Genomic DNA, 15777 nt, shown 5'->3' with positions numbered 1-15777 from the left:
CGACGCGAGCCGGCGACGGCCGCAGCGACCCAGCGCTCATTTCGCCCAGGCGATCAACGGGAGCTCGAGCGGCAACTCGGCGGCCGGGTGAAACGGCACGACGCGCGGCGTGAAGTCCCGCTCGGGGCGCGACGTGCGAACCGTGACGCTGTAATGCTGCGCCTCGTCGTCCGGCACGGCTCCCGCGACGCGCATCATCTCGCAGACGGCGCCGGGGGACTCGCCTGCCGGATCCGCGTACAGCTCCACCCGCACGTCGTCGGGCGCGATCGCGCCGAGGAAGATCGGCACCGACACGGTGAGCGCGCCGGCGTCCGTGTGGCTCGTCACCGGACCGAACCGGATGGCTGACCAGTGCTCGGCGAGGCGGCGCGCCCAGCGCGCCAGATCGATGCCGAGCCGCGTGCCGTCGGCCGTGCGTTCGGCGAGCTCGCGTGCGCCCGGCACGTAGGCGCCCGTCACGTACTCCTGCAGCATGCGCACGCTGCTGAACCGGGGCGTGAGCGTGGCCATGCTGGCACGCATCCGCGCGAGCCAGCGACGCGGCAGCCCGGCCGTGTCGCGATCGTAGAAACACGGCACGATGTCTGCCTCGAGCATCCGGTAGAGCGCGTCCGCATCGCGCCGATCCGCCTCCTCGTCGTTCGGTGCGGGACCAACGCCCACGGCCCATCCCACCTCCGGTGCGAAGGCTTCCGCCCACCAGCCGTCGAGCGACGAGAGATTCAAGCCGCCGTTGACCAGCACCTTCATGCCGCTCGTGCCGCACGCTTCCCACGGCCGCCGTGGCGTGTTCACCCAGACGTCGACGCCCTGGACGAGCTCCATCGCGAGCCGCATGTCGTAGTCCTCGAGGAAGACGACCGAGGCGCGCGCGGACGGCCTCGCGGCGAACCGCACCCACTGCTCCACGAGCGCCTTCGCCTGCACGTCCCGCGGATGCGCCTTGCCCGCGACGATCAACTGCACCGGCATGCCGGACCGCACGAGGAGCCGCAGCAGCCGATCGGGATCGTGCAGGAGCAGGTTGGGGCGCTTGTAGCTGGCGAACCGCCGGGCGAATCCGATCGTCAGCACGTCGGGCCGCAGCACGCGATCCGCGGCCTCGACGGCGGCGGCCGTCTCGTCGTGCCGCGCGAGCTTCCGCGCGAGACGCTCGCGCGCATAGCGCACGAGATCCTGACGCTCGGCGTTGCGCACCTTCCACAGATCCTCGTTGGGCATACGCGCCATGTCGGACGTGAGCGCCGACACGTCGCCCCGCCAGCGCGCCTTGCCCGAGGCCGACGTCCACAGCGCATCGGTCCACGGCGAATCCCACGACGGCATGTGCACGCCGTTGGTGATGTAGCCGATCGGCACTTCCGGCTCGGGTCGCCGCGGGAACAGGCCCGCGAACAGCCGGCGGCTCACCGCCCCGTGAAGGCGGCTCACCGCGTTGACCCACGCGCAGCCGCGCACGGCCAGCCACGCCATGTTGAACGGCTCGCGATCGTCGGCCGGATGCTGCCGCCCGAGCGACAGGACGTCGGCCCACGGCACGCCGAGCCGCCGCACGTACTGCTCAAAGTACAGCCGCTGCCGATCGAAGTCGGCGATCGAGAACGTGTCGAATCCCGCCGGCACCGCGGTATGCGTGGTGAAGACGTTGCCGGCGCGCGTCGCCCACAGCGCCTCGTGAAAACGGACGCCGTGCCGCTCCATGTAGCCACGCGCGCGCTCGACGACGACGAACGCGGCGTGGCCTTCGTTGAGATGGCAAATCTCCGGCAGCGCCCCGACCGCTTCGAGCAGCCGCCATCCGCCAATGCCCAGCACGATCTCCTGCATCAGGCGGATCTCGGGCCCGCCGCCGTACAGCGTCCCGGTCAACCCGCGATCCGGCGCGGCGTTGAGCGGATCGTTGCTGTCCAACAGGTACAGCATCGTCCGGCCGACGACGACCTGCCATGCGCGCAGCCGGAGCACGCGGCCGGGCAGGCTCAGCTCCACGCGGAGGCGCGCGCCGTCGGCGCCGATCACCGGCTGCACCGGCAGGCTCGCCGGATCGTTGAACGGATAGAGCTCGGTCTGGCTGCCGGCCGCATCGATGAGCTGCCTGAAGTAGCCCTGCTGCCAGAGGATGCCGACGCCGACGACCGGCAGGCCGAGATCGCTCGCCGTCTTCAGGAAGTCGCCGGCGAGCACGCCGAGCCCGCCGGCGTACAACGGCAGGGCCTCGTCGAGCCCGAACTCCATGCTGAAGTACGCGACGCGCGGCACCGACGCGGCGCCGGGCGGACGCCAGGGCGGCGCCGCGTGATAGCGCGCGTGCGATTCGTCGAGCGCCTCGAGCAACCCCAGGAACTCGTCGTCGTCGGCAAGGCGCTCGAGCCGCGCCTGCGAGACGTACTGGAGGAGCAGCCAGGGGTTGCGCGTCCGCTCCCACAAAACGCTGTCGAGTTGTTTCCAGAGCTCGTCACCGGCATGGTTCCAGGACCAGTGCAGGTCGAGCGCGTGCACGGCCAGACGCGCGAGCGGCTCCGGCAGCGGGCGGACCGCGGCGGGCGGGTACGCGGACACTTCACAATCCTACTGCGGGGAGTAGGAGGCTCACGGCTTGGGGCGCGTTGCGGCTCGGGGCTTACGGCTTGCGGGCTCACGGCACGCTCGTCGCGAATCGGGCCGACACCCATGATGGCTGCGGGACGCAGCCTTCATCAGATCGCGTGTCACCCGTGACGGATCTCACGGAGACCGATCTTAGACGGTGCGTACACCCATCTTGAACGCCCGCACAGCCATGTCGGGCGACGGGCGCACGCGACACGGGTCGCGCGCAGATCCAAGAGGGATCGCGGGCACACCCAAGACGGGTCGCGCGCGCACCCAAGACCGATCGCCGGCAGACCCGAGATGGATCGCACGCACACCCAAGACCGATCGCGGGCAGACCCGAGATGGATCGCACGCACACCCAAGACGGATCGCGGACACACTCGACATGGATCGCGTGATACCGACACGGATCGCGCGCATACCTAAGATCGATGGCGCGCATACCCAAGAGCGATCGCGAACACATCCAACACGGATCGCGCGCACACCCAAGATCGATCACGCGCACACCCAAGATGGATCGGGCGATCGGCGGCGGTGCGGCCCGCATCTCGCTGGCGCTCAGGGACTTGTCCTCGACCGGCCTCGGCGACGTTCACGCGAAGAAAAAGCGCACCACGGTGCCGGGATCACGAGATCACGTTCCAGATTCACGCCGCGACGAGAAGAAGGGCGCTGTTCAGCGCCCGAACAGGTCCGTTCGGGTTCCGAATCCGACTGCGCGGCCGGCGAGTTGGGCCGCGCGGTCCCCAGGATCGGGCTGTCAGCCAGCGAATGCGGACGGCAAAGGCCGCCGGCGTGGCGCTCGCGGGGCGGCGGGGACGAAGAGTCGCACCGGCGGTCGGCCCGCTGCCTCCTCTCAACAGGTGGCTCGACAGGTGAATCCCGTCGGCTGACGGCTCGAGGCGTACGGCGCAAGGCTCGAGCCGCACGGCTCAATGCCTGCGCCGTGCTAGATTGCCCGCATGAGACGCCATCGCTCGCTCCTGCTCGTCCTTCCCATCCTTCCCATCATCTCCATCGTCGGCGGTCTTGTCGGCGCCGCCGCGGCGACGATCCAGACGCCGGCCGGCGTGCAGTGGGTCGACGAGGCACAGGCGTCGAAGCTGCTCGCGAAGAATGCGGCGGTCCGCAAGCTCGGTGGCGGGCTGCAGTTCATCGAAGGACCGGTGTGGGTCGCCGAACCTGCCGGCGGGTACCTCGTGTTCAGCGACATCCCGGCGAACGAGCTGAAGCGCTGGGACGCGGCCGGCGGCGTCCGCACGTTCCGCGCGCCGAGCGGCAACACGAACGGCAACACGCTCGATCGCGAAGGCCGCCTGCTCCATGCCGAGCACAGCGGCCGCATCGCGCGCACGGAGAGGGACGGGCGGATCGTGACGGTGCTCGACGCCGTGGACGGCCGCAAGCTGAGCTCGCCCAACGACGTCGTCGTCAAGTCCGACGGCACGATCTGGTTCACGGATCCGACGTACGGCCTCGCGCCGCGCAAGCAGGAGACGGCGGGCAACTTCGTCTACCGGTTCGACCCGGCGACGTCGCGCGCGACGGCAGTCGTCAGGGACGCCGACCAGCCGAACGGGCTGGCGTTCTCGCCGAAGGAGGACGTCCTCTACGTCGCCGACTCCGGCAAGCCTCGGAGCATCCGCGCCTTCGCCGTGCGCCCTGACGGCACGCTCGATCAAGGCCGCGTGCTGGCGTCCATCACGCCGGGCAGTCCGGACGGCATCCGCTGCGATGAGCTGGGCAACGTCTGGACGAGCTCCGGCGACGGCGTGCAGGTCTTCTCACCGAACGGCGTCCTCATCGCGCGCGTGCTGCTGCCAGAAAGCGCGGCCAACCTCGCCTTCGGCGGCCCGGACGGGCGCACGCTCTTCATGACGGCGCGGACGTCGTTGTACGCGATCGACACGCTGGTGCGAGGCGCGGCACGGCCGAGGTAACGGGCGGTGCCGTCGCGGGCGCGCGACGTTCCCGCGGAACCGCTCGAGTCGCATGAGAGCGCGGCCCGCCACATCGGACGAACGCCTGAGAACGCTCATGCCCTCCGACGAGGGCAAGCTGACGCCGGCCGAGATCGCCGACGTCGTCAGCGACCTCAGCTCGCTGAACTGAACCTGACCGAGGGGATCGGCATCGGCATGGCGCGCCTGGATCCGGACGACTTCGACGATCGCGATTTGGCGCGCATCTTCATGACGCCGAAGCTCGGCGAAGCGCGGCGCGCCGAGGCAGCGCTCGCGGCCCGCGGCATCGACTTCGTCGTCGTCGCCGAGCCGTTCGGGCGCACGCTGTTCGGCCTGCCACGAACCGGCGCCTCCTTCTTCGTCGCGGCCGAGCAGGCGGATCTCTGCGCAGAGGTGCTCGCCGCCGCCGGTCTCAGCCGCGGCATCGTCGGGCCGGACACCGACCACGACGCCCCGCAGGGCTGACGTCTGCGGCGCCGCTGCCGCGCGCCGCCAGTCACCAGCCTTCGCCGCTCGGGCGCAGCCGCGCGACGATCATCGGCGCACGACCGTCATCCCGTCGGCAAGCGTGTCGGGCGGGTAGATGACGACGGTGTCGCCCTCGACGAGGCCATCCAGCACCTGCGCGTGATCGGCGTTGCGTTCGCCGATCTCGACGGTGCGTTCCCGCGCCACGCCGTCCTGCACGGCGAACACCGCCCACTCGGCGCCGCGGCGGAAGAGCGCGGCCGGAGGCACGCGCAGCACCGACTCGGATTGCCAGATGACGATGCGGACCTCGACGCGGTAGTTGTCGCCGATGAGCTTCGCCTGCTCGCTGCTCCGGTCGAAGTCGATGATCACGTTCACGCGCTGCTCCTCGACGCCGAGCGCCGACAGCTTCGTGAACCCCGACGGCTCGACGCGGTCGACGCGGCCGCCGAGCGTCCCCTGGCCGCCCCACTGATCGATGACGACTGCCGCACCGGGCCGCACTTTGATGGCATCCGCGGAGAGCAGGTCCGCCACGATCTCGAGACGGCCGACGTCGCCGATCTCCAGGATGGGCTCGCCGGCCGGAACGACGCTCTGGCTCTCGTGATGGCGCACGAGCACCGTGCCGCTGACAGGCGCGACCAGTACCCACTCGCGTGCGCTGCCACCCGGCGGCGGCACGGCCAGCCGCGCACGCGCCGCGTTCAGCTCCTGCTGCGCCTGCGCGACGGCGAACTCGGCGGCCTTCACGGCCTCCTCGGCGACGCGCAGCTCCGCTGCCTGCGCCTCGAGCACCTCGGACGCCAGCGCGCCGGCCGTGGCGAGCGCCAGGCTGCGGCGCACGCGATCGGCGAGCGGCACGACCGCTGCCTCGGCCCGCGCACGCTCCGCGGTCAGACGGGACACGGCTGCCTCGGCGGCGCGCACGGCTGCCTCCGCCTCGGCGCGCGTGCGCACGTCGAGCGGCACCGGCGCCGCCGCGCGCAGCACGGCGAGCGTGGTCTTCCCTCGCTCCACGCGATCGCCGGGACGCAGCGAGACGCGGAGCAGCTCGCCGGCCACCGGCGCGGTCAGCACGAAGCGATCGCGGACGCGCGTGCGGCCGTCCTCGTCGAGCGTGACGACGAGCGGCCCTTCGGTGGCCTGCGTCATCTCGACGGGAATCGCGCGCGGCCACATCGCCACGGCGAGCAGCCCGCCGACGAGCAACACGCCCAACCACACCCGTCCGTTCTTCAGCCAGCCGGCCATCGTCACTCCCGCAGCTTGAGGACGCCGATGAGATCGAGCCGGTCCAGCCGCCGCCGCACGAGCAACGCCGAGACGAGCGACGCCGCGATGACGGTCAGCGACGACCACGCGACGACCCTCGCGCTCAGCGTCACCGGAAACCGGTAAATCTCGCTCTCGAACGTCGAGACGAGCCAGGTGGTCAGCCCGTGGCCGATCAACGCGCCAGCCGGCAGGGCGGCCACGGTGAGGATCGCCAGCTCGCCGAGCAGGATCGCCGAGATCTCGGCACGGGTGAAGCCGAGCACGCGCAGGCTCGCCAGCTCGCGGCTGCGCTCGGACAGCGACACGCGCGCGGCGTTGTAGACGACGCCGAACGCGATCACGCACGCGAACCCGATGTTGAACGTGAGCATGACGCCCATGTTCTCGGCCATCGCCTTGCGGAAGTTGTCGAGCACGACGTGCTTCCAGGCCACGCCGGCCACGGCGGGCAGCGCCTTGAACGCGCCGGAGAGGTCGGCCTCCCTCGCAGTGTCGACGAGCATCGACGCGCCCGACAGCAGCGCGTCTTCGCCGATCAGCCGGTGCAGCTCGCCGATCTCCATGTAGGCGGAGATGCCGAAGATGTCGTCCACCAGACGCGCGACCGGCAGCTCGTAGGTCGGCTGCCGGCCCTCGAGCACCTCCACCGTCACGCGGTCGCCGGGCGTGACGTCGAGCACGCGCGCGAGCACCGCCGACAGCACCAGCCCGCCAGGCGCAGGCTCCACCACGTGCTCGTCCCGATCGAGCGGGCGCCGCAGGTCCGGCGCGGCCGGCAGACCGGTGATGGCGAGCGTTCGCACCCGCGGGCCGGATCGCAGGCGCGCCGGCACGATGCGCACCGGCTCGACGTCGAGGACGCCGGGCAGCCGCGTCAGCGCATGCACGGCCTCGGCCGACACCGGCTCGGTGAAGGTCACGGCCGTGTGCTGCCGCTCGGCCACGCTGAACTGCGTCGTCATCAGCGCGTCCATCGCGTCCGTCAAGCTGAACCCGACCTGCAGGATCGCGGCGGCGAATCCGATGCCGACGATCGTCGTCAGCGCGCGAGTGGGATGCCGCGTCAGGTTGCGCACGATCATGCGCATGGCCGTGCCGGCGCCGGCGAATCCCCAGAGGCGTTCGAGCTCGCTGTGACGGAACCGCGCCGGCTGCTCGGGCCGCATGGCCTCGGCTGGCGGGATGCGAACGGCCCGCCGCACGGCCGTGATGGCGCCGACGAGCGCCGAGGCGAGCGCGATGCCGACGGCGGTGAGCACGACGCTCGGCGAGAGCCCGAAGGCCAGCTCGGGGAACTTGAAGTAGAGGTTGTAGAGCCCGATCATCGCCGAGCCCATCCACGCGCCGAGCGCGACGCCGGCGGCCCCGCCGGCACCGGCGATCGCCATCGCCCACTTGAGGTAGTGCCAGGCCAGCTCGCGGTTCGTGAAGCCGAGCGCCTTGAGCGCCGCCAGCACCGGCCGCTGCAGCGACAGCGCGCGCGTGAGCGCGATGTCGAGGACGAACGCCGCGACGAGCAGGAACACGAACGGCACGAAGAACCCGAAGCTCCGCAGTTGGTTCAGCTCGTTCTCGAGCGCCCAGTTGGACATCTGCGTGGCGCGGAGCACCGCGCCGCGCGCCCCGTAGGGCTCGAGCAGCCGGTCGAGCCCGGCGACGACCTCCTGCGGCACGCTGTCCTTCGACAGCCTCAGCAGGACGTCGTTGAAGCTCGCTTCCATCTGGAATGCGGCGGCGAGCGCCTCTCGCGACATCCAGAACACGCCGAAGCGCCGCGCGTCGGGGACGATGTCGCCCGGCCTGATGCTGTAGACGTACTCCGGCGACAACGCGAGGCCGACGATCGTCAGCTCGCGCCGGCGGCCGTTGATCACGGCGCCGACCCGATCGCCGGGATGGAACCCGTGCGCGAGCACGAAAGCTTCGCTCGCGATCACCTCGTCGGCGTGCCCTGGCGAGATCCAGCGTCCGCCGCGCAGGTACAGCCGGTTGAGCGCGGGCTGCCCGGAGGTGGGGATCGAGATCAGACGGCCGGTCGCGGGCTCGTCGAGGCCCGGAACGTCGATGACGACGTCCGCGACGACGCGCGTCTCGATCTCCGTGACTCCCGGCAGCGCCTGCATCCGATCGCGCAGCCGATCCGGCGCGCGATGGACCGCGCCGAAGACGTCGGCGAACCGCTGCTCGGCGTAGTAGGAATCGCGCGTGCGCTCGAGCGACTCGAAGTTCGACAGGTACGCCACGTACATCGCAACGCCGGCCGCGACGACGAGGCCGATGGCGAGCGCCTGCCCCCACATCGCCCACAGATCGCGGAGCAGCTTGCGGTTGAGCGACGAGAGCCGCCAGCGCGCGCTCACCATGACAGATCGCTCGGCGCGCACTTGCGCGCGGGCCGCTCGACGGACGCGACGCGGCCGTCCGCCAGGCGGATCACCACGTCGGCCATGTTGGCGATCGACACGTTGTGCGTGATCAGCACCGTCGTCGTGCCGAGCTCGGCGTTGACGCGGGCAATGGCCTCCAGCACGACGATGCCGGTCGACAGGTCGAGCGCGCCGGTCGGCTCGTCGCAGAGCAGCGCGGCCGGACGCTTCGCGATGGCTCTGGCGATCGCCACCCGCTGCTGCTCACCGCCAGAGAGCTGCGCAGGAAAGTGATCGAGCCGGTTCTCCAGGTGCACGAGCGCGAGCGCCTCTTCCGGCCGCATCGGATGCGCGACGATCTCGGTGACGAGCGCCACGTTCTCGCGCGCGGTGAGGCTCGGGATGAGGTTGTAGAACTGGAACACGAAGCCGACGTGATCGCGGCGATACGCCGTCAGACGCGCTTCGTCGGCCGTCGTCAGATCCTGGCCCCGATAGCACACCGTGCCGGACGTGGCGGTGTCGAGCCCGCCGAGGATGTTGAGCAGCGTGGATTTGCCCGATCCGGAGGGGCCGAGCAGGACGACGAGCTGCCCCTCGTCGAGGCGGAGGTCGACGTCCCGGAGCGCCGGGACGTCGACCTCGCCCATCGTGTAGATCTTGGTGAGGTGACGGGTCTCGAAGACGGGAGTGGCGCCGGCCACCCCCTCAGCCTACTGCAAGACTTTCCCGACCCAGGCCGCGCCGCGCCGGATCAGCTCGGCCGTACCGGGAAACTGCAGCGCCTTCACGTCGTGGCCGAGGCTCGTGTTGAACACGCGGCCTTGGAGGTACTGCTGCGTGTGCGCCATCGTGAAGTCCTGGAAGTGGATGTTCGACGTCGAGACGACGAGCGTCACGCGCGTGCGGTTGCCCGCCGCGTGATCCCAGTACAGCTCATCATCGGTATCGAAGTCCTGCATGTCCTTCGTGATCGGATGGTTCGGATTGGCGATCTTCACTTTGAACGGGCCGCGCCGATCGTGCACGCTCTGCTGCGCGAGCCCGACGATGTTCAGGTACTCGGGCCAGTAGGGAAACGCGCCGTTCGCCCAGTGGATCGTGACGAGCCCCTTGCCCTGCCGCAGGAACTGCAGCAGGTTCGCTTCGGCCTTCTCTTCCTGCGGCAGCGGCTTGGCGTTCCGGAAGTCGAACACGGCGACGTCGTACGTGAGGAACGTGTCGCTGGCGATGAAGTTGGGATCGGCCTCGACGACGGCCGGCGCGAACTTCCCGCCGGCATCGAGAAGCCTCTTCAGCTCGGCGGACGTCTCCTTCCAGACGTGGCCGTTGAACGAGTTCTCGCCGGTGACGATGACGATCTTCTTGGGACCGGCGGGAGCCGCTGGCCCCTGTCCGCGCGCGGCACCGGCCGGAGCCTGCGCGGACAGCGTGAGCGGAACGCTCGCGCACACCAACAGCAGCGCCGCGCCGAGAATTCGGAATCGCATGAGTCTCGCCTCCAGATGACGTGAGGCGGCCAGTATACGTGGAAGCGGCGCGGGCTGCGCGCTCGTGTGTCCGGGCCCTGCCGCCGCCGGCCGGTGCCCCGGAATCGCCCAGATGGCCGGCCTGACCTCTCCTGTCACACCAGGCCGGGAGAATGACGGGGTGATGAGCCCCGAATCGCAAGATCGACGTCGTGCGGCCGCAGTCGTCGTGCTCGCCGAGTACCGGGCCCAGCGGATGGAGCGGCGGGCCGAGCGACGTCCCGTGGGGGTTGCGACGGAAGAGCTGACCGGCGCACCTCATACGCCAGGGTCGCGGCCGCCGCGCCTCACGCCGGTCGCGATCGCTCATCGCGAGCGCATGCTCCGCCATCTGGCTCGAACGAGCAGCTCTGGGAGCTGACCCGCACGCAGATCGCCCGGCATCGTTCGGCGACCGCGGCCTCGTCTCGAACGCAACATCTACCGGCCGAAGAGATCGCTTCGGGCCGGGCCACCGTTCCAGGCGCGCAAGTACTGCACGCCGTTGTTCACTCGCTGCGTCAGCGACATCAGCGTGTCCATCGTCTGCGCCGTGAACTGCGACGCGTGACAGCCGAGCGCCCTGCGCGCCACGGCCAGATCTTCGGCCGTGTACGGCACGCGCACGTTCAGGAAGCCATCGTCGACCGGCCTGAAGGGCGCGGGAAACCGCAGCGACGCCAGGAACTCCGGGTTCAGGCCGCTCTTCGGCAGCTCGGCGTAGTACAGATTCGGCGTCGCGGCGCCCGTCTGCACGATCTGCGTGACGAGGGCGCTGACGATCCGGTGATCGGCGTGACCGTACCCGCCGTCGGGCCCCCACGTCACGATGGCATCGGGTGCGAGGTCGCGGAGCGCCGTCTCGAGCTGGCCGGCGATCGTTGCGAGCGCCTGCGCCTGCGTGAGGCCGCCGTCCGGAAACCCGAGCAGCATCGGCCGATGCGCTCCCAGCGCCGACGCGGCGCACTCCGCCTCTTCGATGCGCACCTTGGCGAGCTCGTCGCCGGCCGGAATGCCCGCGTGCGGCATGACGCCCTTCTCGCCGTTCGTGACGATCACGAGGTGCACGGCCGTTCCGGCCTGCCGGCCGTAGTGCGCGAGCAGCGGGCCGGCCATCGTCTCGTCGTCTGGATGCGCGAAGACGGCCACGAGCGTCTGCGGACGGGAGGAGGCGGGCTGTTGCTGGGCGAGCGCGTTGAGACCAAGAGCTGTGGCGAGGCCGGCGGCGACAAGGACGGGCAGGTTCATGTGGGCTCCTGGAGCGTCGTCATGCGCTCCGCGCAGAAGAACCCGTCAGCCGTGCGGAAGTTTCAGCCGAGAGGCATGCCCCGACGGGGATCAGCTTCGATCACGAGGCGCATCGTGTGCTGACGACCCGGAGAGAGCTCGACGGGAAACGGCGCCACGTTGCACGTCTCGACGCAGACGAACTGCCGCCACTCCGCGTCGCCAAGGTCGGCCAGCCGTCGCGCCTTCTCGATCCACGGGTTCCAGACGACCGTCGTCCGCGAATCCGAGGCGCGGACACGAAGGTCACGGCCGAGCGCGTCGTCGACGATGTCGACGTCGCCGTGAGCGTCCAGGTAGATCCGATCCACCTCCGAGTCGAAGACGACGTCGCCAGGCTGCGGCTTGCGCCGGCCGGCATCGAGCGCATCGAGATACGTCAACCGATCGAGACCACGAACCCTGACCGCGTCAATCCGGCCCACGCGGTAGTAGGTGTGCAGCGCTTCCTCGAAGCGACACGGCGCCGCCCCCGTGTTGGTCACGGTGAGGTCCAGCGTGAAGATCGAGCCGAAGACCGCGCGTGCCACCAGCCGAAAATCAGCCGGCCACCGGCGCTTCGTCTCGGCCGTGCTCCCGGTGGCCATCGTCACCGTGACGCCGCCCGCGTCGCTGGCGATGTCTTCGAGCTGCCAGGCGCTCGTGCGAACGAAGCCGTGCGATGGCGCCGCCGCATCGGTCGCGTGCGCGCCGAACCAGGGGAAGCAGATCGGAATGCCCCCGCGAATTGCGCGCCCGTCTTCCCAACGGGCCTGTTCGCTCACGAAGAGCACCTCGCCGGAGGCCGCGGGCGCCCACGACGTCACCTGACCGCCATGCAGGTACATCTCGCCCGAGGCGACCGGCGAATCCACGACGACCCGGGGGAGGCCGCCGCGACCGGGCACGACCTTGGCGAAAGGGCTCGACGTCACGCGGTCACTCCAGAGATGCGCGCCGGAGCGGACGTTCAGTTCAGCACGAAGGTGAACACGGTGCCGCCCGATGCCGCCACGACGTATTGCAGGCCGTCGAGCTCGTACGTGATGGGCGCGTTCGTGATGGTGCCGATGCGCGAATGCCAGAGCGGCTCGCCGGTCGTCGCGTCGAGCGCCTCGAGCCCGCCGGATCCCGACGTGAAGACGAGATTGCCGGCGGTCGTGAGGATCCCGGACTGGCCACCGCTCTTCCATGCGTGCGTCCAGCGCGGCTTGCCGGTCCTGTAGTCGAGCGCGAGCAGCATCTGCTGCGACCAGCCGCCGCGATCGGTGCCGCCCCAGCCGGCCGGGTTGTCGCTCGGATCGTAGAGGTAGTAGACGCTGAAGGCTCGCGCTGCCGCGACGTAGAAGAGGCCGGTGATCGGATTGAACGCGGGAGACTGCCAGTTGGTGGCGCCGCCCTGGTTCGGCGTCACGAGCGTCCCGTCGATCTGCGGCATCTTCGCCGGGTCGGGAACGGGCTGTCCCTTGGCGTCGTAACCGGTGGACCAATTCGTCTTCACGAACTCGGTCGAGAGGATGGCCTGGCCGGTGGTGCGGTCGAGCAGGAAGAAGTGTCCGTTGCGGGCCGCCTGGGCGATGAGCTTGCGGGGCCGCCCGTCCACCGGCGCATCGAACACGACGGCCGTCTGCGTCGAATCCCAGTCGTGCGTGTCGTGCGGCGACGACTGGAAGTACCACGCCATCCTGCCGCTGTCGGCCTGGAGCGCGACGATCGATCCGGTGAAGAGATTCGACCCCGCGCGATTCGCGTGCGCGATCACCGGCTGCGGATTGCCCGTCGTCACGAAGATGAGGTTCAGATCGGGATCGTACGTCACCGGCTGCCACGTCATGCCGCCGCCGTGCTTCGCCGTCTCGATGTTGGGCCACGTGTCGGCGCCTGGATCGCCGGCGTTCTGCGGCACGGCGTACCACCGCCACTTCAGCTCGCCGCTGTCGGGATCGTGCGCCTGCAGATAGCCGGGGTTGTCCATGTCGTCGCCGCTCACGCCGACGATGACCTGGTTGCGGACGATGACCGGCGCCGCCGACGCGTAGTAGAAGCGGTTCATCTCGCAGATGACCCGATCCCACTTCTTCGCGCCCGTCCGCATGTCGATCGCGACGAGATGACAGTCGGGCGTCTCCATGTAGAGCGTCGTGCCGAGCGCGCCGAGCCCGCGATTGCCGAGGTGGTTCCCGCCCTGCGAGGGCCAGGCGTAGTGCCAGAGCGAACGGCCGGTGCGCGCGTCGACGGCGTAGGCATGGTCGGGCGTCGAGAAGTAGAGGACGCCGTCGATGAGCAGCGGCGTGGACTTGACCGGCGCGCCGCCGCCGGCCGGCAGCGCGTACAGCCAGGCCAGGCTCAACGCCTTGACGTTGCTCGTCGTCACCTTCGCGAGGGGGCTGAAGCGGCGGCCCGAGTAGTCGCCGTTGAACGTGGGCCAACTGTCGGAGGCGGGACGGAGAATCGCCGCCTGCGCGAGGCCGCCGTCCTGCGCCGCGGGTCTGGCGACGCCTGCCGCCACGCCGGCGCACGCCACGACGACGACGAGGCGGCGGAGGCTCCTCACTTCAGCGTCACCAGGTAGGCCACGAGATCGTGGACGTTCGCGTCGGTGATGCGATCGAGCAGATCGTGATGCGCCTGCAGCGGATCGTTCGTCACGACGCTGACGCCCGGGCCCTTGCGCGCGACGCGCACGAGCTGGCTCGCCTCGCGCCACGTGACGTAGAAATCGTCTTCCTGCACGAGCACGCCCGTGGCCGGCGCGCTGCCTGGCCGCGTGACCGTGACGGTCGTCTGGCCGCGCGCGGGCTGCCCGTCGCGCGCCGGGCGCGGCGTAGGAAACAGCATCCGCTGCTGGATGTCCACGGGCGTCCCGAGTCGCGACGCGAGGCCGGCGAGGTCGCCCGTCGGCGAGTGGCATCCCGCGCAGCCGCCGTTGCCATTGAAGTACGCGTGCCCCGCGCCGGCGCTGCCGGTCACGACGTTGGCCGGCACGAAGACGACCGAGCCGCGCAACGTGTCGTCGATGCGCTGACGGAGGAAGTGCATCAGATCGAGGACCTGCGACCCGGTCAGCGTCGCGCTCGAGCGGCCGCTCTGCATCGTATGACCCTGCTGGAAGAAGGGCCCGAGCGTGGTGCCGTACCGGTCCGCGAGGACGACGCCCGATCGGATCAGGCTCGGCGCCGCGACGGTGCCGCGCGCCGTCGATCCATGGCACGTGATGCACTCGGCGCCGTACAGCGCGCGCCCGCGGTCCGCGGCCGCCGGATCCACGTTCGGTCGATCGGGCGGCCCCGCGTTGGGCCGGGGCCCGGTGGGCACGGGCAGCTTCGGCACCTGCCCGGCGAGCACGGCGGTCGCCGCCATCGACAGCGCGACGACGAGAGCCGGGAGCAATCGCGCAGGTCGGGACATCGGCGTGCGGTCAGGCTAGCACGGGAGCTCGCTCCGTCAATGCGGCCGCGAGAAGAACCGCACGAGCAGCCAGATGTCGATCGCGATCACGGCGCCGAGCACCGCGAACGCCCGGTGGCCGGAAACGAGATCGAGCTGCTGGAGCAGCGTCGACACGCCGAACCCGACGATCCACGCGTCGAAGCTCATGCAGATGCGCCGAAACGTCTCGGACGACATCCGCGTGATGATCGCGGCGCCCACCGGCACGCCGAGCACGATGCTCGGGAGGATGAGCGGGATGAGCGAGAGGCTCTCGACGGAGTAGAGGCCCGCGATGAGATAGGCGACGCCGGTCATGGTCGACTCGGCGAGCCGCACGAAGCCCAGCGCGGCGCGGAACTCGCGCTTGGCCACGCCCTGGTTGTTGAGCAGAATCGCGAGCGGCGGGCCGGAGATCGTCGTCACGGCGTACAACACGCCGAGGCCGCCGCCGAACACGAGGCCGAGGCTCCCCTCGCGCCTGATGGGCCGGCGGATCCCGGCGGCCTGCGTGAGGATCAGCGGCAGCAGCACGACGAAGGTCCAGAACTTCAGCCAGCCCGGATTGACGGACGAGACGATCACGGTGCCGAGGGCCACGCCCGGCACGAGGCCGATCACGATCGGCGTGACCCGGCGCCACACGCCAGGCAGCGCGTCGCGGTTCACGAAGAGCACGTACGAGTTCAGCGCGATCTCGATGAGCACGAGCGCCGGGTTCAGGACGCGGTTGGTGAGGAACAGCAGCGCGACCGGAACGGTGATGGACGAGAAGCCGTAGCCGAGGGCGCCGTTGACGATCGCGGCGCCGAACGTCAGCAGCACGAGCGCGATGGACGTCGGTTCCAGGGTCATCGTGAAGCCGCTCAGCGTACTTCATCCGCCGGTCTGGCG

Annotated in this window: 11 protein-coding genes; 2 read left to right on the top strand and 9 right to left on the bottom strand. The window is 70.2% G+C overall.

Annotated features, from left to right (window positions below):
- Positions 1-36 precede the first annotated feature (36 nt).
- Positions 37-2562, bottom strand: a complete 2526-nt coding sequence (glgP, locus tag IT184_12095) for an alpha-glucan family phosphorylase (protein ID MCC7009547.1) — start codon at positions 2560-2562, stop codon at positions 37-39.
- A gap of 1001 nt (positions 2563-3563) precedes the next feature.
- Here glgP and IT184_12090 point away from each other — a divergent pair.
- Both IT184_12090 and IT184_12085 read left to right on the top strand, forming a co-directional pair.
- Positions 3564-4541 carry an SMP-30/gluconolactonase/LRE family protein gene (locus tag IT184_12090; GenBank protein MCC7009546.1) on the top strand — a complete coding sequence of 326 codons (978 nt, stop codon included), beginning with the start codon at positions 3564-3566 and terminating at the stop codon, positions 4539-4541.
- Positions 4542-4739: 198 nt separating this feature from the next.
- On the top strand, positions 4740-5030 hold the full coding sequence (locus IT184_12085) for a hypothetical protein (GenBank protein MCC7009545.1): 291 nt from the start codon (positions 4740-4742) through the stop codon (positions 5028-5030).
- Between the two features lie 69 nt (positions 5031-5099).
- Here IT184_12085 and IT184_12080 read toward each other — a convergent pair whose 3' ends face one another.
- From IT184_12080 to IT184_12045, 8 genes are all read right to left on the bottom strand, one after another.
- Complete coding sequence (locus IT184_12080; GenBank protein ID MCC7009544.1) at positions 5100-6290, bottom strand: HlyD family efflux transporter periplasmic adaptor subunit; 1191 nt, start codon at positions 6288-6290, stop codon at positions 5100-5102.
- Positions 6291-6292: 2 nt separating this feature from the next.
- The gene (locus IT184_12075) at positions 6293-8677 is read right to left on the bottom strand and encodes an ABC transporter permease (protein MCC7009543.1); all 2385 of its coding nucleotides are present in this window, start codon (positions 8675-8677) and stop codon (positions 6293-6295) included.
- Positions 8671-9330: an ABC transporter ATP-binding protein gene (locus IT184_12070; protein ID MCC7009542.1), complete on the bottom strand. Its 660-nt coding sequence runs from the start codon at positions 9328-9330 to the stop codon at positions 8671-8673. Before IT184_12070 ends, IT184_12075 begins: the two co-directional genes overlap by 7 nt.
- Before the next feature lie 63 nt (positions 9331-9393).
- Positions 9394-10170 carry a ThuA domain-containing protein gene (locus IT184_12065; protein ID MCC7009541.1) on the bottom strand — a complete coding sequence of 259 codons (777 nt, stop codon included), beginning with the start codon at positions 10168-10170 and terminating at the stop codon, positions 9394-9396.
- 459 nt (positions 10171-10629) lie between these two features.
- The gene (locus tag IT184_12060) at positions 10630-11436 is read right to left on the bottom strand and encodes a PIG-L family deacetylase (protein MCC7009540.1); all 807 of its coding nucleotides are present in this window, start codon (positions 11434-11436) and stop codon (positions 10630-10632) included.
- A gap of 62 nt (positions 11437-11498) precedes the next feature.
- Positions 11499-12389, bottom strand: coding sequence for a D-hexose-6-phosphate mutarotase (locus IT184_12055; protein MCC7009539.1), 891 nt, complete (start codon positions 12387-12389; stop codon positions 11499-11501).
- A gap of 35 nt (positions 12390-12424) precedes the next feature.
- Positions 12425-14365 (bottom strand): acido-empty-quinoprotein group A, encoded by a 1941-nt coding sequence (locus IT184_12050; protein MCC7009538.1) that lies wholly within the window; start codon positions 14363-14365, stop codon positions 12425-12427.
- A 533-nt stretch (positions 14366-14898) separates the two neighbouring features.
- Complete coding sequence (locus IT184_12045) at positions 14899-15738, bottom strand: sulfite exporter TauE/SafE family protein (protein MCC7009537.1); 840 nt, start codon at positions 15736-15738, stop codon at positions 14899-14901.
- Between the last annotated feature and the right edge of the window lie 39 nt (positions 15739-15777).

The organism is Acidobacteriota bacterium, from assembly GCA_020853395.1.
In the GTDB taxonomy this organism is placed as follows: domain Bacteria; phylum Acidobacteriota; class Vicinamibacteria; order Vicinamibacterales; family SCN-69-37; genus JADYYY01.
The sequence above is the reverse complement of the archived record's forward strand: the minus strand, read 5'-3'. Positions and strand labels throughout refer to the sequence as shown.